The following is a 19,773-nucleotide window of genomic DNA, read 5'->3' as shown; positions in this document are numbered from 1 at the left end:
ATGGCACGCATTGAAAAGAAAAAAGACGTCGTGATCGTCGGCCTGGGCTGGACTGGCTCTATCGCAGGTATGGAATTGGCCGCTGAAGGCTTGGAAATCGTGGCCCTGGAGCGTGGCGGTGACCAGAACACGGTGCCTGAGTTCAAGTACCCCAATCAGATCGACGAACTCACCTATGGCGTGCGTTTGAAGAACATGCAGCACCCTCGCCAGGCCACGGTGACGGTGCGCCGCGATGACAGCGAAACCGCATTGCCTTACCGTTCCATGGGCTCCTTCCTGCCCGCCAATGGTGTGGGCGGTGCTGGTACGCACTGGAATGGTTTGCTGTGGCGCCCACAGCCCGAAGAAATCAAGCTGCGCAGCTATGTGAAGGAAAAATGGGGCGAGTCCATCATTCCGGAAGGTATGAACCTGATGGATTACCCCGTCAGCTATGACGAGCTGGAGCCCTACTTCACCCAGTTTGACGAAGTGGCCGGTGTTTCCGGCAAGGCTGGCAATCTCAAGGGCCAGATTCAGGCCGGTGGTAACCCCTTCGAAGGCTGGCGCTCCAAAGAGTACCCCATGCCTGCGCTGGGCACGACTTATGACGCTGCAAAGTTTCAAGCAACGGCCAAGAACATGGGCCTGCACCCATTCCCCGCACCTGCCGGTATTGCGTCCACGTCCTATGTGAACCCCTATGGTATGCAGATGGCGCCTTGCAACTTCTGCGGCTTCTGCGAGCGTTTTGGTTGCTACCAGTACTCCAAATCGTCGCCCCAGACGGCGGTGCTGGATGCCCTCAAGCGCAAGACCAACTTCAGCTACCGCACCCACTCTGAAGTGCTGCGCGTGGAAACCTCAGCGGACGGCAAGACCGCCACGGGCGTGACCTACTTTGATGCCATCAAGCAAGAAGAAGTCTTCCAGCCTGCAGACCTGGTGATTCTGTCGTCCTACCAGCTCAACAACGTGCACCTGATGCTGGTGTCCGGCATTGGCAAGCCTTATGACCCCAAGACCAACACTGGTGTGACGGGCAAGAACTACGCCTATCAGATGAACGGTGGTGTAACGCTGTTCTTCAAGGAAGAGAACTTCAACCCCTTCATCGGTCACGGCTCCAACGGCATGTGTATCGATGACTTCGGCATCAATCAGAACGACTTCGGCAAGCTGGGCTTTATCGGCGGCGCTTACTGGCGCGTAGGCACCATGAACGGACAGCCTATCCGCTCCATGCCACTGCCCAAGGGCACGCCGGGCTGGGGCGCTGGCTGGAAGAAGGGCATTGGCGAGTGGTACGGCCATTCGATGTCGATCGGTACCCACGGCTCGCATATGTCCTACCGCAACAACCACCTGGATCTGGACCCTACCTACAAGGATCCCCATGGCCGTCCGTTGATGCGCATGACCTTCAACTGGCAGGACAACGACATCAAGATGACCCAGTACCAGAAGATCAAGGCCGAGGAAGTGGGCAACGCTTTGAAGCCGGATCTGCTGCAGTCTGGTTTCAAAAACATTGGTGCCAAGTTCGACGTACGCCCCTACCAGACCACGCACAACACCGGTGGTCACGTCATGTCAGAAAAGCCCACTGAAGGTGCGGTCAACCGCTACTGCCAGGCATGGGACAAGCACAACGTGTTCGTCTTCGGCGCCGGTAACTTTGTGCAGAACACCCAGTACAACCCCACCGGCATGGTGGGCGGTCTGGCGTACTGGACGCTGCACGCCATCCGCACGATGTACCTGAAAAACCCACGCCCGCTGGTCTGAGCAGGAGCACACGATGAAAAAATACCTCAGCATCCTGATTGCACTGATCGTTCTCGGCATCCTCGCGGCACTGGCGCTGATCTATGTGCCTTTCAAGTCCACCCCCGCAAACGAGGCCTTGCCCGCGGACTGGAAGGCCGAGCCCGGCCGCGGCGAAGCAGTCATGCGCGCTGGTGACTGCATGGCCTGCCACACCGCCAAGGGTGGCGAGCCCATGGCCGGTAGCCGTGGCATTGAAAGCCCCATGGGCACCATCTGGGCGTCCAACATCACTCCTGACAAGGAAACCGGTATTGGTAACTGGACCATGGACCAGTTCCGCGCCGCCATGGTGGACGGCATTGGTGGCCACGGCCAGCAGCTGTACCCCGCCATGCCTTACGAGAACTACCGTTACATGACGGAAAGCGATCTGCGCGCTCTGTTCGACTATCTGCAGACCGAAGTGAAGCCCGTCAAGAACGAAGTCGCAGCAACCAGCCTAAGCTTCCCGTTCAATATGCGCTTCGGCATCCGTGCCTGGAACTGGCTGGCCCTGTCGGGTGAGTCCCAGTTCAAGCCCATGGCCGGTGATGAGCAGCAAATCCGTGGTCAGTATCTGACCGAAGGTGCCGGTCACTGCGCGGCCTGCCACAGCCCCCGTACCAGCTATATGGCGCAGGACGGCACGCGTCTTTCCGACAAGAGCTTCCTGAGCGGCGGCATGGTGGACGACTGGACTGCCCCTGCATTGCGCGGCAAGGATGCACGCATTCAGAAGTGGAGTACGGAAGAAGTGGCGGCCTATATGGCTACTGGCCGTAATGCACATGCCGTGGCCAATGGTGAAATGGCCTCGGTTGTTGAGCATTCGCTGCAGCACATGAGCGATGCGGACCTGAAGGCCATGGCGGTCTTCCTCAAGACCATGGACGGCCAGGCTGTAGAAGCGCTTCCTGCCAAGATTGCGACACCTGGCCCCCGCAGCATGGCTCCACTGCCTGCTGATGAAGCCGGTCAAGCAACTGCTGCGCTGCTGAAGTCGGCATCGCCTGACATGCCTCTGGGTGCTCGCCTCTATCTCGATAACTGCGCAGCTTGCCACTTTACGAGCGGCAAGGGCTCGCCCGAGATCTTCCCCGAGCTGCAAGCCAACTCCATGGTGCAAGGCAAAGATGCCAGTCCACTGGTGGCGGTGATTCTGAATGGCACGGCTTCGCTGATGACGGATCGTCGTCCCTTGAATCTGGTGATGCAAGGTTACGCCGACCGCTTGACCGACAGCGAAGTTGCTGCACTGGCAACCTTCCTGCGTAAGGGTTGGGGCAACCAGGCTTCTGACGTTAGCGAAAGTCAGGTGAGTAAGGTGCGCAAGCATGTACAAGCGGCTGCGGCCCCTGAGCGCGCAAATTAAGCGCAGTGTGAGTCGATCAGGCGGCGAAAGGCGCTGCGTTGATTGAGATACCTGCGCAAAAAACGCGTTGCCACTGAGCACGTAAAAAATCAGCACTAAAAAACAGGCCGGATGCAAGTCCGGCCTGTTTTTTATGGACGCTAGGTAAACCGTCGCATGGGGCGTGGGATGATTCTGTTTTGGCTGGGCTTTAACAGAGCTAAAGGCCAGGTTTGGCAGAACTAGGAGATTCTCATGCGTGTTGGTGTGCTGACCGGTGGCGGCGATTGCCCCGGCCTGAATGCAGTGATCCGCTCGGTCACAAAGTCCCTGATCAACCATGGCCAGTGCGAGGTGCTGGGCATTGCTGATGGCTTTGAAGGCCTGATGGGCGAGCAGCCACGCGTGCGCCCTCTGGGCTGGGATGAGGTCTCTGGAATTCTTCACATGGGTGGCACGATTCTGGGCACCAGCAACAGTGCCAACCCGCTGCGCGATGCGCAGACGCTGGCTCAGGTCGGTCTCAATATCAAGGCGCTGGCGCTGGATGTGGTGGTTGCCATTGGCGGCGACGGCACCATGAGCCTGGCCCATGGGCTGGAGCAGGTGGGTCTGCAATGTGTGGGCGTGCCAAAAACCATTGATAACGACATTGCCAGCTGCGAGCGCAGCTTTGGCTTTGATACGGCCGTTGCCACGGTGACGGAAAGCCTGCGCCGCATCGAGAGCACGGCTATGAGTCACCACCGCGTGATGATTGTGGAGACCATGGGCCGCCATGCGGGCTGGCTGGCGCTGGAGGCTGGCATTGCAGGGGCCGCCGACATCATTTTGCTGCCCGAAATTGACTATGACCTGCAGGCCATCATCAAGGTCTGCCAAGCGCGCGAAGAGCGTCAGCGCTACACCATCATCTGCATTGGCGAGGGTGCCAAGGAAAGTGGTCAGAGCCTGACGGTGCGCGAGCGCATTGCGCACAGCCCCGACCCGGTGCGCCTTGGCGGGGTAGGCCATGTGCTGCGCGAGCGCCTGCAGCCTCATCTCAAGAGCGAGGTGCGCGCCACGGTGCTGGGCCATGTGCAGCGCGGTGGTGACCCAACGCCTTTTGACCGCGTACTGGCCACGCAATTCGGCCACCACGCAGCGCAACTGGTGCTGGGCGGCCAGATGGGCCATATGGTCACGCTGCAAAACGGGCGTATTGGCAGCGTGGCGATTGCCGATGTGGCCAACACCCAGCGCACGGTGCCGCTGGACAGCCCGCTGCTGAGCATGGCGCGTGATATCGGTATTTGCTTTGGCGAGGCTTAGGCTGCGCTAAGGTGTGAGCCTGCGCGCACTTTCCGCGCGCCGGAGAGATACAGCATGGACCGACATGAAGAAGCCGTGATGCAGTTGCTCACGGCCAACGGCGAAACCTTTGTGGCCCCCAAATACGAGCTGACCGAAGGCTGGCAATGCCCGGCCTTTGTGGCGCTGCGGCCTGCGCGCCGTCAGGTCTATGTGGTGGAAGTCTCGGCCTCGGGCTACCCGCTGGCGCTGGTCAACCGCCTCAATGAACGCATTGAGAAATGGTATGCGCCACTGCTGACGCAGCTGCACGGCCTGAACATCACGCAGCCTGACTGGGAAATTGCCTGCCTGGTGTTTGTGCGCAGCGATCAGGTGGACTGGCTTAAAGAGCGTGTCAAGGACATGAGCGGCGTGCATGTGCTGAGTCTGGAGCAAGCCAGCAGCCCCTGGGGTTGGGACGATGTGGTCTGGACTTCAGACATGGCGTTCGACAGCGGCGGCATTCCGCAACGCGGCGTTAAAACAGCCGCTCTCACGCATTGATGTTGATCGCCTTCTTTTTAATGAAAATGGCCTGTGGCGCGCTTGCATGAAGCGCATTCAGCTATTGATTTCATAGAAACTGGAGACGGCTGTGAGTGATTTGAACCCATCCCAAGGCTTTGCCGAGCAACTGCGTCAGTCCTGCATTGAGGACTGGAATGCCTGCGTGCAGCACCGCTTCGTCCATGAGATTTTTGATGGCTCGCTGGATGACGCCTTGCTGCGCCACTATCTGGTGCAGGACTATCAGTTCATCAACCGCTTTGTGGCCCTGCTGGGTGCAGCCATTGCCAGCGCCGATGTGTTTGCGCCGCGCGTGGTGTTGTCGCAATTTGCGGGCATGGTGACCAGCGACGAAAACACGTATTTTCTGCGCAGCTTTGACATGCTGGGTGTGCCGGAAGACCAGCGCCTGACGCCTGAGCTGACTGCGCCCACCAAGGCTTTTCAGCAGCTCATGCATGAAGCCGCGCAAAGCCTGAACTACGCCAACTGCATGGCTGTGCTGGCCGTGGCCGAAGGCATTTATCTGGACTGGGCCGATCAGCCTGCAAAAAAGCACCTGCCCATGCCCGAGCGCTTTGAGCATTCGGAATGGATCGTGCTGCATGCCAATGACTTCTTTCGCGGCTTTGTGGGCTGGCTGCGCAGCGAGCTAGACCGTATCGGCCCCACGCTGGATGAAACTCAAAAGGCCGAAGCTACCCATTACTTTCAGCGAGCCGTAAAGCTGGAGCGCCAGTTTTTTGACCATGTCTATGAATAAACGAAAAACCTGGCTGGCCGCCATATTGCTGTGTGCCACTGGTGCGCCGGCCATGGCGAGCAACTGGGAGATCTGCGATCTCAAGGTCGAGGTGCGCGATAAGCAAACCGGCCGCAGCCAGTTGCAGACCCGCGTGATCGAAAGCCGGGCCAAGGGTCAGGCCGAATGTCCGCAGGCGGGGACTGTACTGAGCTTCAGGCCCGAAACCACCGACTATCAAAGCGAGCTGCCGCGCCGCCAATGGCCCAAGCCTGGCACCACGGTGAAGGTGCGCTACCGCTATCTGGATGGCGAGTGCAAGGATCGGGGTCCCTGCCGCATTGAGCATTATTCGCCGGTGTTGAATTAGGCTTTTATCTAGCCTTGGCGCTTGTTTATCAATGGGTTAATGCTATGAGTTGAGTAGCAATGAATCGCGATGCTGGCAGAAAAGTGTTGTGACCATCTAGTGTTAGTGGCCTTGAGGTAGATCAAGTTTTTGGGAGTGCCAAAATCTATAGTCATCAGACCCCTCAGGGGGACGGGCCATGAGCCTCGCAAGCGCCCACCGGGCGCTTTTTTGATGACAGAAATCAGGAGACATTCCATGCCAAAAATTGCTTTGACCACGTTGGCGCTGGCTTGCGCCGTATTGACGGGCTGTGCCAGCACCGGCTCTCAGCCACTGGCCAGCTCCTCGCCGCAGGTGCAAGCCGCGTGCAAGGCGATCACAGAGCCGGAGGTCGCCGCCCTGTTCGAGCGCTGGAACCAGTCGCTCAAGAGCCTCAGCGCAACAGAAGTGGTGAAGAACTATGCAGCCCGCTCCATTTTGCTGCCGACGGTCTCCAACAAGGCGCGCTTGAGCGCTGCCGAGAAGCAAGACTATTTCGTTCACTTTCTGGAAAACCAGCCCGAGGGAAGCATCGACATGCGCTTTGTCGACATTGGCTGCAACACCGCGCTGGATGCCGGTCTCTACACCTTTAGCTTTGCCAAGACAGGCGCCAAGGTCAGCGGACGCTACAGCTTTACCTATGGCTGGGATGGTCAGCAGTGGTTGATCACCAGCCATCATTCCTCGGCCATGCCCGAGAAGGATTGAAGCCCTGCACCTTTATGATGGCGGGCTTGCCGCACGCTGGGGCTCTGCTCCCTGCGTGTTTTTGACCGCCATTCAAGGCTTTTTGCCCGCTGGAACACCTGATGACCACCTTAGGAACGCCTCTCTCCCCCAATGCCACCAAAGTCATGCTGCTGGGCAGCGGCGAACTGGGCAAGGAAGTGCTGATTGCGCTGCAGCGTCTGGGCGTGGAAACCATTGCGGTGGATCGTTACGAGAACGCTCCCGGCCAGCAGGTGGCCCACCATGCGCGCACTATCACCATGAGCGACCCGGCCCAGCTCAAAGCACTGATTGAGGAAGTCAAGCCCGATCTGGTCGTGCCCGAAATTGAAGCCATTGCCACGCCCATGCTCGAAGAGCTGGAGGCCGCAGGCGTCATCACCTGCATCCCCACTGCCCGTGCCACGCGACTGACCATGGATCGTGAAGGTATTCGCCGTTTGGCTGCGGAAACACTGGGCCTGCCCACCAGTCCCTACCGTTTTTGCGACTCGCTTCAAGAGCTGCAAGCCGCCATTGACGGCAGCGATGGCCAGCCTGCAATTGGCTACCCCTGTGTAGTCAAGCCCGTGATGAGCAGCTCTGGCAAGGGGCAGAGCAAGATCGACGGTGCAGCCGATGTGTCTGCCGCATGGGACTACGCCATGGCTGGTGGCCGTGTGGCCAAGGGCCGGGTCATCGTTGAAGGCTTTATCGACTTTGACTACGAAATCACCCAGCTGACTGTGCGTGCCAAGGGTGCTGACGGTCAGGTCGAAACCCATTTCTGCGATCCCGTGGGTCACATACAGCAGGCCGGTGACTATGTGGAAAGCTGGCAGCCCCATCCCATGCATCCCGCTGCGCTGGAAAAGTCACGCCAGATCTCCAAGGCTGTTACCGATAACTTGGGTGGTCTGGGCCTGTTCGGCGTCGAGCTGTTTGTGAAGGGCGAGCAGGTATGGTTCAGCGAAGTCTCGCCCCGTCCGCACGATACGGGTCTGGTCACGCTGGCCACCCAATGGCAAAGCGAGTTTGAGCTGCACGCCCGCGCCATTCTGGGTCTGCCGGTGGATGCCAGCCTGCGCAACCCCGGTGCCAGCGCTGTGATCTATGGCGGTCAAGATGCCGAAGGTCTGGTGTTTGATGGTGTGGATGAAGCGCTGGCCATGCCCGGTACGGACATTCGCCTGTTTGGCAAACCCGAGAGCTTTGTGAAGCGCCGCATGGGCGTGGCGCTGGCGCGCGCTGCCGATGTGGAGCAGGCACGTGTGAACGCCAAGCTGTCCGCCAGCAAGGTCAAGCCGCGACTGCCTTAAATCGCCTGGGCAGCAAAAAGGGCTTCATCAGAAGCCCTTTTATGAATGAAGCAAGCGTTCAGGCCGGTTTGCTGGGCGTTGCAATCTCCATCGCACAGGCTTCTTCATCTTTAGTCGCTGGTGTGCTCTCGGTGACGACAGGCATGCCGCCTTTCCAGCGGCGAATGACGCGCTGGAAGATCAGCGAGTTGGGAATCTGCAGCAGATTGGGCAGGCCTTCGGGCGCACTGTCATCCTGCAGTGTGATGTAGAGCATGTTGAGATCAATCACGCGCCCCTTGGCGCCGGGCTTTTCAGCGCTGTCCAGTACCTCGATGTAGTCACCTAGCCTGAACGGGCTGACGGTGACAATGAGTAGTGCGCAAAAAAGGTTGGAGAGTACGCTCCAGGCGGCAAAAAAGGCGACGGCCCCCACGGTGGCAAAACTGGTAAAGGCAGTCCACAACACGGTGGCTGACATGCCAAGGCGCTCCAGAATCGCCAGAATGGCCGCAGCAATAATGATCCAGCGGAACACTCCGCGCAGCGGCATCAGCAGCTCGTGCGGCAAATCGTAGGCCTTGCCAGCGCGCAAGATGATGCGCTTGATCAGCCAGTTGATCAGCCAGGCCACGAAGATGATGAGAAAAATCTGAACCCCGGGGATCAGGATTTCAAGCCAGTCCTGCATCCATTCGGGCAGGTGCATTTGAAAACGACGCATAACCAGTCACTCAAAAAACGGGAGAGGGCAGTCCAGTAGGACTGACGAAGGAATGCGTCGATCCTAGCGTTTCTTCAAAGCAGAGCGGGGGAACGTCAATCCAGCACGCCCGGCGCCTGCAAAGGCCGTCCCGTAGCAAAGGTGTCGGCTCCCCTCAAGGGGACGCTGGAACGCGGCTAAGGGAGCTAAATCTGCCTTTGCTCGATGGTATCCATCTGCATCTCAAAGCTGAAGAAGCGGTTGCGCCCTTGAGATTTGGCGGCGTACAGCGCTTCGTCAGCCCGCATCAGCATCGATTCAGCGCTGGTGTTTTCATCGGGGATGCAGGTGGTGATGCCGCCAGATAGAGTCAGCAGAATTTCTTCGTCCGAGCCTGCCGGGCGAATCTTGAGGAGCTTGAGCATTTGCCCCAGCGCGCGGGCAAATGTCATGGAGCCCGAGCGAGGTGTATTGGGCAGGACGAGGGCAAACTCTTCGCCGCCATAACGCGCCGCAATATCGCGAGGGCGCACGCAGACCTCGCGCAGCAGGCGGCCCACTTGCCGCAGGCACTCATCGCCTTGAATGTGGCCGTAGGTGTCGTTAAAGAGCTTGAAGTGATCCAGGTCGCAGAGCATCAGCGTCAGCGGCTTGCCTTCGCGGCGGGCCGCTGAGATTTCGGCATGCAGCATGCGGTCCAGCCCGCGTCGATTGACGAGGCCGGTCAGAGCATCCAGCTCGACCATTTCATTGAGCTTCTGATTGGCCAGGTGAAGCTCTGCGGATACGGTGACCAGACGGCGGCGCATGTCCAGCAGGCGGCGCATGGCACGCAGCTTGGCGACCAGCACAATGGGTTTGACGGGTTTGACCAAGTAGTCATCGCCACCCGCTTCAATGCCGCGCCAGACGTCCAGATCGTTGTCCAGACCGGATAAGAAAATAATGGGCGTCCATTCGCCGGGCTCGGCTTCGCGCAGCTGGCGGGCGACCCAGTAGCCGTCTTCACCTGGCAGGCGAATGTCCAGCAGCACCAGATCGGGCCGTTCGCTGCGGAACAGTGCCAGGGCCGAGCGGCCATTCTCGGCTTCCAGAACCTGGGTGACACCTGCCTGATGCAGTTCGGTGACTAGCGCAGCACGCATGACAGCCTGATCTTCCACTACAAGGACGGAAAACGGCGCGCCAGATTCCGGAGAGGAAAAGCGCGCACCACTGGATTCGATGGCAGGTGAAACGAAGGATGGCAAAGCTGTCATGTGGCAGAAGATAAAACGAGGTCAGGCCAAATCTGTCAATCAGTCAGCAAGCAAGAGAAATATTTTGTTACTTTATACGCTAGTTTCAAAAAAGAATCTCCCGTAGAGCCGCTGAGCTACCTCAGGCCAAGGTGAGCGAGGAATGGGCCTTGCAGGCCTCGTCATGCCAGGTCACAAAAGCCTGTGCTTCAGCGCACTGAGTTGCAGCGCCCAGTTGAGCGAGATAACGGCAAGCGGCGAATTGTGCAGACTGTGCCTCATAAATATCAACCCACTGCTGGCGTGCGGCTTGATAGGCTGCAGGCAAGGGCCAGCGGCGCTCCTGAGTGGACAAACCATTCAAGTTCATACGCCAGGGCTTGCCGCTGACGCGAGCGCGAAAGCATTGCTGCTTGGCGCAGAGCAAGGCATACAACGGGTCCACTTCTAGCTGGTTGAAAAGGGTTTGCGTTTCGGGTGCGCTGGGAGTGAGTGCAGTGTGGGTCACTATGACCCGCAGCCCCTTGGGCGTCTCATACACACGCAGCCCCCAGTCAGGGTGTGCTGCTGAGAAGGCCTGTACCTTTTCCAGAGCGGCCTGGGTGGGTGACGGTTGGTTTGCAACTGTGCGCAGTTGCTGGCGGGCATGAAACCACTTGCGTATGCCTGACCAGAAGATCAGGCCGATGCTGGCAATGATCAGCATCAACACTGCCAGACCCAGATTCCAGACCATCGGTGTGACCCACAGCCAAGGCAAGGCCATGGCCAGCAAGATAGTGGAGATGAAGGGGAAATGGGGAGGCTTTTTTTGGGGCGGAAAGTCCAGGTCCGCAATGGCCACATGCTCTGTATTGAGGCACTTTGCGCCATAGCTGTTGCGTGTCATCACGGTGAGACCACGCCGCTCCAGCACTTCCTCGCGAATCGGCGTGCTGCCGTTCAGTCCATATTCACCCATCCATTCCATGCGCTCGAAGTCTGAGGGCTGGTTGCTTTCTACGGGTGCGTTAAGCGCCGCATCCAGCGCTTGCTGCGCGCGCTGTTGTGCATGGGTGTGCGCATCGTGCTCGCTGCGGTCAGACCAGCCCCAGCGCTGGACGGTGACCCCATGGCGAATACCTGTTTGATGGCGCAGTCGTACTTGCGCCCAGTACTGAGGAATCTGCATGTCAGCCAGTATAGCCAGAGCCCTCTCTGAAATCAGAGGGCTGCTGGGGCGCGGGGCGTAGGCGTGCTTGTCTCTTTTATTCAGGTGCTGAGAGTAATGGCTGCGTCAGTAGACGCCCATCACATTGACTTGGTGATAGTGCACAGTCAAGGCATTACTCAATTGCAGTGCCTGTGCGCGCGTGGCTTCATCGGCTTCGAGCCCCAGACCAAAAAAGTACAGGTCGTGGCTGCTGTTATCGACAAAAATCACTGCTGAATATGAGACATGCTGCTTTTAGATCTGTAGTCAGAAAAGGGGGAGTCTGAGGGATCTTGCGATCATGGTTGGATCGCATGTACTCATAAAACACGGGACTTGATGGTGAAACAGTATCAGGGCCTTCAGTACCAGAAATGCAATCAGCATAGCGCTTAAAACACAACGCACTAGCGCGCTAGTGACGGGCGGATGCTATGGGCGTTGATCACCTAGTGTGAGCTGTGGGGCAGGCGGCTACCCCTCAGTCGATGAATTCAATAAGGGTGACGACCCTCGGGCAGATATGCCTGCCTACTGTCATGCCCATCGCCATGCCCAGAGTGCGCGGGCGCTGGGCATGGTGGCGCGAATGCTGGATCAGCTTTCGCGGCGCAAAGCAGGGAACAGAATCACATCGCGGATGCTTGCGCTGTCGGTCAGCAGCATCATGAAGCGGTCAATGCCGATGCCACAACCACCTGTGGGGGGCATGCCGTATTCCAGCGCGCGCACAAAGTCCTGGTCAAAGTACATGGCTTCGTCATCGCCGCTGTCCTTGGCATCGACCTGGGCGTTGAAACGCGCAGCCTGGTCTTCCGCATCGTTGAGCTCAGAGAAGCCGTTGCCGAATTCGCGGCCGGTGATGTAGAGCTCAAAGCGCTCGGTCACTTCAGGGCGATCGTCATTGGCGCGGGCCAGAGGCGAGATTTCTGTAGGGTGTTCCATTATGAAGGTGGGGTTCCACAGCTTCTCTTCCACCACTTCTTCGAAGTACAGCACCTGCAGGCTGGCCAGTGTGCGGGTCGAGAGTTTGTTCTTCTCTTCCTTCATGCCCAGCTTCTGCAGGGCGTTGGTCAGCCACTCGCGGTTGGTGACGTTTTCGCCAGCTTCGGTGTACTTGACGATGGCTTCCACGATGGTCAGGCGCTCAAACGGAGCTTCCAGATCCACGGGCTTGCCGCCGTAAGTCAGCTGCAGCGTGCCCACGGCCTTCATCGCGGCGTCGCGGATCAGCGCTTCGGTGTAGTCCATCAGGTCCTGGTAGTTCCAGTAGGCCGCGTAGAACTCCATCATGGTGAACTCGGGGTTGTGGCGCACCGAGATACCTTCGTTGCGGAAGTTGCGGTTGATCTCGAACACGCGCTCGAAACCACCGACCACCAGACGCTTGAGGTATAGCTCGGGCGCAATGCGCAGATACATCTCCTGATCCAGCGCGTTGTGATGTGTCACAAACGGCTTGGCATTGGCTCCACCGGGGATGGGGTGGAGCATGGGGGTTTCGACTTCGAGGAAGCCGTTTTGCACCATGAAGTCGCGCAGGCCGGACACGGCCTTGCTGCGGGCCACAAAGCGCTTGCGGGCGTCCTCGTCCATCATCAGGTCGACATAGCGCTGGCGGTACTTTTGTTCCTGGTCGGCCATGCCGTGGAACTTGTCGGGCATGGGGCGCAGACTCTTGGTGAGCATGCGAATCTTGGTGGCCTTGATCGACAGCTCGCCGGTCTTGGTCTTCATCAACTGGCCTTCGACGGCGATGATGTCGCCCAGGTCCCACTTCTTGAAATCGGCATACACCTCTTCACCCACGGCGTCGCGGGTGACATAGGCCTGGATGCGACCGGTGGCGTCTTGCACGGTGGCAAAGCTGGCCTTGCCCATGACGCGCTTGAGCATCATGCGGCCTGCCACGCTGACGGTGACGGCAGCTGCGTCCAGTGCTTCAGCTTCCTTATCGCCATGCTCGGCAATCAGCGCTTCGGCGCGGTGCTCAGGCTTGAAGTCATTGGGGAAGGCGGCGATGCCCTGGGCCTTGGCGTGCTCGCGCAAGGCTTTGAGTTTTTCGCGGCGCTCAGCGATGAGTTTGTTTTCGTCCTGAGGGGCGGTGTTTTCTGCCGCAGAAGAGGTGTTTTGTTCAGTCATGAAAAGAGAGCGCCAGCGACAAGCGCCGGTTTGAGTCCACAAGGGAATGATGGGAGGCGGCAAGGATTGCGCAGCCCGAAAGCGGAGATTTTAAGTTTTTTGCCGAGGCAGCGGCGAACAGCCGGGCAAAGCGCTGACTGGAACTGCGGTATGCGGTTTATTGGCAGCGTTGAGTCATCAAGAAATTATGGCGATTACTATCAAAATAAGAGCTGTTGGCGCTTTTATTTATTGGGGTACAGCCTGATTTTTATGAATCTGGCGCAGATGGCATGCCGGCAATGCCGCTTTGGTCGAGCACGTCTGCAATCAGCTCCAGTCGCAGCAGCGGGGCGTCCAGTGTCATGAGCTGCTGCTTGACGCGTACTGGCAGCGGCAGCATCTCTGCCCAGCGATTGGCCACCCAAGCGCAGTCATGCATCTGCTCGGGTGTGGGAAGCTGGGCATGGTCAGGGTCGTGGCCATGCAGATTGAGCAGAGCCTGTGCCAGGGCGTATGCAGTGCTGCGTAAATGCGGTGGTACGGCGACTTTGGGGTCGGCTGGCAGCATGTTCACATCGGCCACCCACAGGCCGTGCGGCAGTTGCCAGCAGTGCTGAATATGAAAGCGCTGCGTGCCCTGGCATTGCAGATGCAGCAGGCCGGACAGGGGTGAATCGAGCCGGGTGATGTGGGCCAGCACCCCTTCGGCGTGGAGCTGCTCTCCCTTTGAGCTCGCCTTGCGCACTTCATGGCCCAGTTGCAGCGCCACCACCCCGAAAGGTGCGCCTGCGTGTTGGCATTTGCGGACCATGTCCAGATAGCGCACTTCAAAGACCTGCAGGCTCAGCAGGCCTTCAGGAAACAGCACCGTGTTCAAAGGGAACAGGGGCAGGGAGTGCAGACTTTGTGTATCAGTCATGGTGCGCGGCTATCATCCCACGAATAGGCGACGCGTTCGCTGCTTCCTGAATTGAGTCACATGCTGTTTGAAATTGTTTTGTTCCTGCTGGACGTTGTTGTCGGATTGATCAGCGGCGCTTGCCTGTTGCGCATGTATATGCAGGCACAGCGTGTGCCCTTCGGTAACCCCGTGGGGCAGTTGGTGTTTGCCTTGAGCGACTGGATTGTGATGCCGCTGCGCAAGATCGTTCCCGCCAAAGGCCGCTGGGACAAATCAAGCCTGCTGGCCGCCTTTCTGCTGCAATTTGCACAGGTGCTGCTGATCTGGCTTCTGCTGGGAGCCAAAAGCACGGCGCTGGCCCTGCCCTGGCTGGCCTTCTGCGGGCTGCTCAAAGTCATCCTGTCGGGGATGGTGGGCATTTTGCTGGTCTTCGTGATTCTTTCCTGGGTGCAGCCTTACTCGCCCATTTATGGGGTGCTGCAGCGCCTGTCAGACCCGTTGGTCGCTCCCATTCGCAAGGTGGTGCCCCTGATCGGCAATGTGGACTTTTCGTCGCTGATCGCCTTGATTATTCTGCAGGTGCTGCTGATGGTGCTCAACTACGTGCAGGCGGGTGGGCTGGTGACGATTGCAGGACTGTGAGCCACTGAAGCCGTCGACGCATGGGGCGAGCTCCTGCCCTTAAAAATATATGAAAAAAGCGGCTAACGCAGACAGAATCTGCGCTAGCCGCTTTTCTTTTGATAGCGAAGTGGCTTATTCCACTGCGTCAGCAGGCAAGCGTTGCAGCATAGCCAGCGAACTGGAGATGCGGTCGCGCAGTTCGCGGCGGTCGACAATCATGTCCACAGCGCCCTTTTCCTGCAGGAACTCGGCACGCTGGAAGCCTTCAGGCAGCTTCACGCGTACCGTGGTCTCGATCACGCGGGGGCCGGCAAAGCCGATCAGGGCCTTGGGTTCTGCAATCACAATATCGCCCACAAAGGCGAAGCCGGCAGACACGCCGCCCATGGTGGGGTCGGTCAGCACGGAGATATAGGGCAGGCCCTTCTTGGCCAGGCGGGTCAGCGCCGCATTGGTCTTGGCCATTTGCATTAGCGAGAGCAGGCCTTCCTGCATACGGGCACCACCGGTGGCCGTGAAGCAGACGAAGGGCACTTTTTGCTCAATAGCGGTTTCGACGCCGCGCACAAAGCGCTCGCCGACCACGGAGCCCATGGAGCCGCCCATGAAGTCGAACTCAAAGCAGGCCACGACCATGTTGATGCTCTTGACGGAGCCGCCCATGACGATCAGGGCATCTGTCTCGCCGGTGTTCTCTAGCGCTTCTTTCAGGCGCTCGGGGTACTTGCGGCTGTCCTTGAACTTCAAGGGGTCAACAGGAATGACTTCCTGGCCGATTTCGTAGCGGCCTTCAGCGTCGAGGAAATGGTTCAGACGCGCACGCGCACCGATGCGGTGGTGATGACCGCAGGTGGGGCAGACGTTCTGGTTCTTTTCCAGATCGGTCTTGTACAGAACGGATTCGCAGCTGGGGCATTTGATCCACAGACCTTCGGGAATCTGCTGGTGGCGTTCCGTCGGGTTAGTCTGCTGGATTTTTGCAGGCAGAAGTTTTTCAAGCCAGGACATGGTTGTTTCCTTTTCAGTTTCCACTGCACTGCGCGCCACCCGCAACCCATGAGAGCGGCGCGGCGCAGGCACTGGCGCAATCCCGGTCAGGGACAGCGAGCAAGGGCCGCCCCGCTGCGAGGCTGTCGTCCCCCTTCTAGGGGGAAGCGGCAAAGCCGCTCAGAGGGTGGCTGATTTCAGGGGAGCATTATGCGTCGAGTGCCTTACGCACGCCGCGCAGAAAGTCTATTGCCAGAGGCACGATTTTTTCATGCGGCTGGTTGTCGAGCAGATCAATGATGCGGCTGCCAATGATGACGGCATCGGCCACCTGGCCTACGGTCTGGGCAGTCTGGGCATCGCGAATGCCAAAGCCCACGCCCACGGGGATGTTCACATGCTTGCGAATGCGGGGCAGCATGGCTTCCACCGCAGCAGTGTCGAGTGCGCCGGAACCGGTCACGCCCTTGAGCGAGACATAGTAGACATAGCCGGTGGCCACGCGAGCCACTTGCTGCATGCGCTCGTCTGTGCTGGTGGGGGCCAGCAGGAAGATGAGGTCCATGTCGCGGGCTTTGAGCTTGGCGGCAAACTCTTCGCACTCTTCAGGTGGGTAGTCCACGATGAGGATACCGTCCACGCCAGACTCGCAGGCGTGATTGACGAAGGCGTCTTCACCGTGAACCTGGTCGTAGCGCTCGACCGGGTTGGCATAACCCATGAGCACCACGGGCGTGGCCTGGTCCTTTTTACGGAACTCGGCCACATAGGCCAGCACCTGGGCCATGCCCACGCCGTTGGCGATAGCCTTGTCACCCGCACGCTGGATGGTGGGGCCGTCGGCCATGGGGTCGGAGAAGGGCACGCCCAGCTCGATCACGTCGGCACCGGCTTCCACCATGCCGTGCATGAGGGAAGGGGTGATGGCTGCAAAGGGGAAACCAGCTGTCACATAAGGAATCAGCGCCTTGCGGCCTTCTTCCTTGAGTTTGCTGAATGTGTCGGAAATTCGGCTCATAACTTGTTGCTCCCACCTGCGGCTGGCTTGGCCGCATCGTGGCCGGGTGCACCCTTGACGGTGAGGCCGCGCATGGATGGGCGGTCAAAATATTCGGCACCCGACAAGTCGGCAACGGTGCCAATGTCCTTATCGCCGCGGCCAGAGAGGCTGACCAGAATGGACTGGTCGGTGCGCATGGTCTTGGCCAGTTTCATGGCGTAGGCCACGGCATGGCTGGATTCCAGCGCGGGGATGATGCCTTCGGCACGGCACAGGTAGTGGAAGGCGTCCAGCGCTTCGGTGTCGGTAATGCCCACGTACTGGGCGCGACCGATTTCCTGCAGCCAGGCGTGCTCAGGGCCCACGCCGGGGTAGTCCAGACCGGCGCTGATGGAGTGGGTCTCCAGAATCTGGCCGTTGTCGTCTTGCATGATGAAGGTGCGGTTGCCGTGCAGCACGCCCGAGCTGCCTTTTTGCAGCGATGCCGAGTGCTTGCCGGTTTCCAGGCCTTCGCCAGCCGCTTCTACGCCGATCAGCTGGGTGTTTTCAAAGGGAATGTAGGGGTAGAAGATACCCATGGCATTGCTGCCGCCGCCCACACAGGCCACCACCGCGTCGGGCTGGTGGTCAGGGCCCAGAAACTCGGGCATCTGCGTCAGGCACTCTTCGCCAATCACCTTCTGGAAGTCGCGCACCATCATGGGGTAGGGGTGCGGACCCGCCACCGTTCCGATGATGTAGAAAGTGTTGTCCACATTGGCCACCCAGTCGCGCATGGCCTCGTTGAGGGCATCCTTCAAGGTCTTGCTGCCGGATTCCACGGGCACCACGGTGGCGCCCAGCAGCTTCATGCGGTAGACATTGGGGCTTTGGCGCTTCACGTCTTCGGCGCCCATGTAAACGATGCATTCCAGGCCGTAGCGCGCGCAGATGGTGGCGGTTGCCACGCCATGCTGGCCGGCACCGGTCTCGGCAATGATGCGCGGCTTGCCCATGCGCTTGGCGAGCATGGCCTGGCCAATCACGTTGTTGATCTTGTGCGCGCCGGTGTGGTTCAGGTCTTCACGTTTCAGATAGATCTGAGCGCCACCCATTTCGCGCGACATGCGGTCTGCGTGATAAACGGGCGAAGGGCGACCCACATAGTGAGCCAGCTCGGACTGGAATTCAGCGATGAACTCAGGGTCGTTCTGGTATTTGGCGTAGGCATCACGCAGCTCGACAAGAGCGTGCGTCAGGGTTTCGCTGGCGAAGCTGCCTCCGTAGCGACCGAAGTGGCCGTGGACGTCAGGGTACTGGTATTCAAACATGTGTCAGTCTGCAAAATTTGTGCATCAGCTGCGCGTACGGCAGCAATGAAGCGGTGAATCTTGTGGGCATCCTTGATGCCTTTGAGGGGCTTGCCATCAGGGCCGTCGGCCTCGACGCCCGAGCTCACATCAATGGCAAGCGACAGCCCGCGAGGGCGTACTTGCAAGATGCCATCGGTCACGTTTGCAGGCGTGAGTCCACCAGACAAAACGAGGTGAGAGTCGACGCTTGTTGGCAGAAGTGACCAATTGAATGCTTTTCCGCCGCCGCCATAACCGTCGACATGGGCGTCGAGCAATATGGCCTGGGCTTTTGAATAACGTTGTGCGTATTCTACGAGGTCAAAATGCGCCGCATCATCCCCTAGGGGTATGCGGGCTGCCCGCAGCCAGGGTTGCACGCCCCGGGTTGCGGCTTCGCAGTCTTCGGGGGATTCATCACCGTGAAATTGCACGCAAGCGTTTGGTATTTCTGCGCAAGCAGCTATGACATTGCTAGCAAATTCATTCACAAAAAGCAAAACAGGTGTGACAAACGGCGGCAGGCGCCTGGCCAGCTCTGCCGCGCGTTGCAGCGTGACTGCGCGGGGGCTTTTGGCGTAGAGTACAAAGCCGATCGCGTCAGCACCAGCCGCGACTGCCGCGACTACATCTTGCTCGCGGGTCAGGCCGCAGATCTTGATCCGGGTTCGGTTCATGGCAACCAGTCAAAGCCCACCGTACGGGTGGGTAGGCCCCATTTTCCATCGTAAATGGGGCCGAGGAAGTAGAGACCATCTGGCGAAAAAGTGGGGGCAGCAGCATCACGCGAGCGGGCTGCAAGCACGGTTTTCATCCATTCAGGTGGATATTGGCCCTGACCAATGGCAATCAGGCAGCCCATGATGTTGCGCACCATGTGGTGCAAAAAAGCGCTGCCATCAAACTCGAAGCGCCAGTAGCAGCATTCCATAGGCTCGGTATCACCGGGGCGCATGGAGCTGGCTGCCGCTTCACGAGAGCCGCCGCTGGTCATGCGACGGGTGACGCGTATGTCATACAGAGTCTTGACCGGCGTCTTGGCCTGACAGCCTGAGGCTCGGAAAGACGAGAAGTCATGCTCGCCCACCAAATACTGTGCGGCCTTTTGCATGGCCTCGCCATCGAGAGGGTAGAACATCCAGCCCACGCGGCCCGCTTCTACGCTGGGGCGCACAGGCGACTGCATCAGCACATAGGCATAGCGGCGGCCCGTGGCGCAATAGCGTGAGTGAAATTCTTCAGACACGGGCTGCGCCCATTGCACGGCAATGTCGGCAGGCAAAAAGGTATTGGTGCCGCGCACCCAGGAGTAGGGCGCACGGTCCAGTTCAGTATCGAAGTGCACGACTTGCATCAGGCCGTGAACACCGGCATCGGTGCGGCCTGCGCAAATTGTGGACACTTTTTCAGCAGCAAAGCGGCCCAGGGCCGCTTCGAGTTTGTCTTGTACGGTGTTGCCGGAGGACTGGCTTTGCCAGCCCTGGTAGGCCTGACCGTTGTAGCTTACGCCAAGAGCTATGCGCATTGCATGGCTCCCGGCGCTGGGGGTA

Annotated in this window: 20 protein-coding genes; 9 read left to right on the top strand and 11 right to left on the bottom strand. The window is 59.1% G+C overall.

Features of this window, described 5'->3' with window-relative positions; all coding sequences use genetic code 11:
• The 8 genes from CLU84_RS15650 (at position 1) to purT (ending at position 8,144) form a co-directional block, all read left to right on the top strand.
• The gene (locus CLU84_RS15650) at positions 1–1,770 is read left to right on the top strand and encodes a GMC family oxidoreductase (RefSeq protein ID WP_099738225.1); all 1,770 of its coding nucleotides are present in this window, start codon (positions 1–3) and stop codon (positions 1,768–1,770) included.
• Positions 1,771–1,783: 13 nt separating this feature from the next.
• Positions 1,784–3,163 carry a cytochrome c gene (locus CLU84_RS15645; RefSeq protein WP_099738224.1) on the top strand — a complete coding sequence of 460 codons (1,380 nt, stop codon included), beginning with the start codon at positions 1,784–1,786 and terminating at the stop codon, positions 3,161–3,163.
• A 234-nt stretch (positions 3,164–3,397) separates the two neighbouring features.
• Positions 3,398–4,453, top strand: a complete 1,056-nt coding sequence (locus CLU84_RS15640; RefSeq protein ID WP_099738223.1) for a 6-phosphofructokinase — start codon at positions 3,398–3,400, stop codon at positions 4,451–4,453.
• Positions 4,454–4,507: 54 nt separating this feature from the next.
• Entirely contained in the window at positions 4,508–4,978 is a 471-nt protein-coding gene (locus tag CLU84_RS15635) for a hypothetical protein (RefSeq protein WP_099738222.1), read from the top strand.
• Between the two features lie 91 nt (positions 4,979–5,069).
• On the top strand, positions 5,070–5,744 hold the full coding sequence (locus CLU84_RS15630; RefSeq protein WP_233210223.1) for a TenA family protein: 675 nt from the start codon (positions 5,070–5,072) through the stop codon (positions 5,742–5,744).
• A complete protein-coding gene (locus CLU84_RS15625) occupies positions 5,737–6,093 on the top strand; it encodes a hypothetical protein (protein ID WP_233210221.1) in 357 nt (118 codons plus the stop codon). The genes CLU84_RS15630 and CLU84_RS15625 overlap by 8 nt, the downstream gene beginning before the upstream one ends.
• 237 nt (positions 6,094–6,330) lie before the next feature.
• Positions 6,331–6,825 carry a DUF4440 domain-containing protein gene (locus tag CLU84_RS15620; RefSeq protein ID WP_099738219.1) on the top strand — a complete coding sequence of 165 codons (495 nt, stop codon included), beginning with the start codon at positions 6,331–6,333 and terminating at the stop codon, positions 6,823–6,825.
• A gap of 101 nt (positions 6,826–6,926) precedes the next feature.
• A complete protein-coding gene (purT, locus tag CLU84_RS15615; protein ID WP_099738218.1) occupies positions 6,927–8,144 on the top strand; it encodes a formate-dependent phosphoribosylglycinamide formyltransferase in 1,218 nt (405 codons plus the stop codon).
• 58 nt (positions 8,145–8,202) lie between these two features.
• On the opposite strand, the gene CLU84_RS15610 is transcribed toward purT, so the two are convergent.
• The 6 genes from CLU84_RS15610 to CLU84_RS15590 all read right to left on the bottom strand — a co-directional run bounded on the left by CLU84_RS15610 (position 8,203) and on the right by CLU84_RS15590 (position 14,299).
• Positions 8,203–8,847 (bottom strand): mechanosensitive ion channel family protein, encoded by a 645-nt coding sequence (locus tag CLU84_RS15610; protein WP_099738217.1) that lies wholly within the window; start codon positions 8,845–8,847, stop codon positions 8,203–8,205.
• A 185-nt stretch (positions 8,848–9,032) separates the two neighbouring features.
• Positions 9,033–10,085 carry a diguanylate cyclase domain-containing protein gene (locus CLU84_RS15605; protein ID WP_099738216.1) on the bottom strand — a complete coding sequence of 351 codons (1,053 nt, stop codon included), beginning with the start codon at positions 10,083–10,085 and terminating at the stop codon, positions 9,033–9,035.
• Positions 10,086–10,206: 121 nt separating this feature from the next.
• On the bottom strand, positions 10,207–11,235 hold the full coding sequence (locus CLU84_RS15600) for a hypothetical protein (RefSeq protein WP_099738215.1): 1,029 nt from the start codon (positions 11,233–11,235) through the stop codon (positions 10,207–10,209).
• Positions 11,236–11,340: 105 nt separating this feature from the next.
• Complete coding sequence (locus CLU84_RS22080) at positions 11,341–11,487, bottom strand: hypothetical protein (protein WP_158235233.1); 147 nt, start codon at positions 11,485–11,487, stop codon at positions 11,341–11,343.
• Positions 11,488–11,853: 366 nt separating this feature from the next.
• On the bottom strand, positions 11,854–13,398 hold the full coding sequence (gene lysS / locus CLU84_RS15595; protein ID WP_099738214.1) for a lysine--tRNA ligase: 1,545 nt from the start codon (positions 13,396–13,398) through the stop codon (positions 11,854–11,856).
• Positions 13,399–13,648: 250 nt separating this feature from the next.
• Entirely contained in the window at positions 13,649–14,299 is a 651-nt protein-coding gene (locus CLU84_RS15590; RefSeq protein ID WP_099738213.1) for an LON peptidase substrate-binding domain-containing protein, read from the bottom strand.
• A 60-nt stretch (positions 14,300–14,359) separates the two neighbouring features.
• Between CLU84_RS15590 and CLU84_RS15585 the strand changes: the two genes are divergently transcribed.
• A complete protein-coding gene (locus CLU84_RS15585) occupies positions 14,360–14,923 on the top strand; it encodes a YggT family protein (RefSeq protein WP_099738212.1) in 564 nt (187 codons plus the stop codon).
• 114 nt (positions 14,924–15,037) lie between these two features.
• Here CLU84_RS15585 and accD read toward each other — a convergent pair whose 3' ends face one another.
• The 5 genes from accD to truA form a co-directional block, all read right to left on the bottom strand.
• A complete protein-coding gene (gene accD / locus CLU84_RS15580; protein ID WP_099738211.1) occupies positions 15,038–15,913 on the bottom strand; it encodes an acetyl-CoA carboxylase, carboxyltransferase subunit beta in 876 nt (291 codons plus the stop codon).
• A gap of 187 nt (positions 15,914–16,100) precedes the next feature.
• Positions 16,101–16,910, bottom strand: a complete 810-nt coding sequence (gene trpA / locus CLU84_RS15575) for a tryptophan synthase subunit alpha (RefSeq protein ID WP_099738210.1) — start codon at positions 16,908–16,910, stop codon at positions 16,101–16,103.
• Positions 16,907–18,202 carry a tryptophan synthase subunit beta gene (gene trpB, locus CLU84_RS15570; RefSeq protein WP_099738209.1) on the bottom strand — a complete coding sequence of 432 codons (1,296 nt, stop codon included), beginning with the start codon at positions 18,200–18,202 and terminating at the stop codon, positions 16,907–16,909. Before trpB ends, trpA begins: the two co-directional genes overlap by 4 nt.
• A complete protein-coding gene (locus CLU84_RS15565) occupies positions 18,127–18,900 on the bottom strand; it encodes a phosphoribosylanthranilate isomerase (RefSeq protein ID WP_199173787.1) in 774 nt (257 codons plus the stop codon). Before CLU84_RS15565 ends, trpB begins: the two co-directional genes overlap by 76 nt.
• Entirely contained in the window at positions 18,897–19,748 is an 852-nt protein-coding gene (truA, locus tag CLU84_RS15560) for a tRNA pseudouridine(38-40) synthase TruA (RefSeq protein WP_099738208.1), read from the bottom strand. The genes CLU84_RS15565 and truA overlap by 4 nt, the downstream gene beginning before the upstream one ends.
• Between the last annotated feature and the right edge of the window lie 25 nt (positions 19,749–19,773).

The organism is Comamonas sp. 26, from assembly GCF_002754475.1.
In the GTDB taxonomy this organism is placed as follows: domain Bacteria; phylum Pseudomonadota; class Gammaproteobacteria; order Burkholderiales; family Burkholderiaceae_C; genus Comamonas.
The sequence above is the reverse complement of the archived record's forward strand: the minus strand, read 5'-3'. Positions and strand labels throughout refer to the sequence as shown.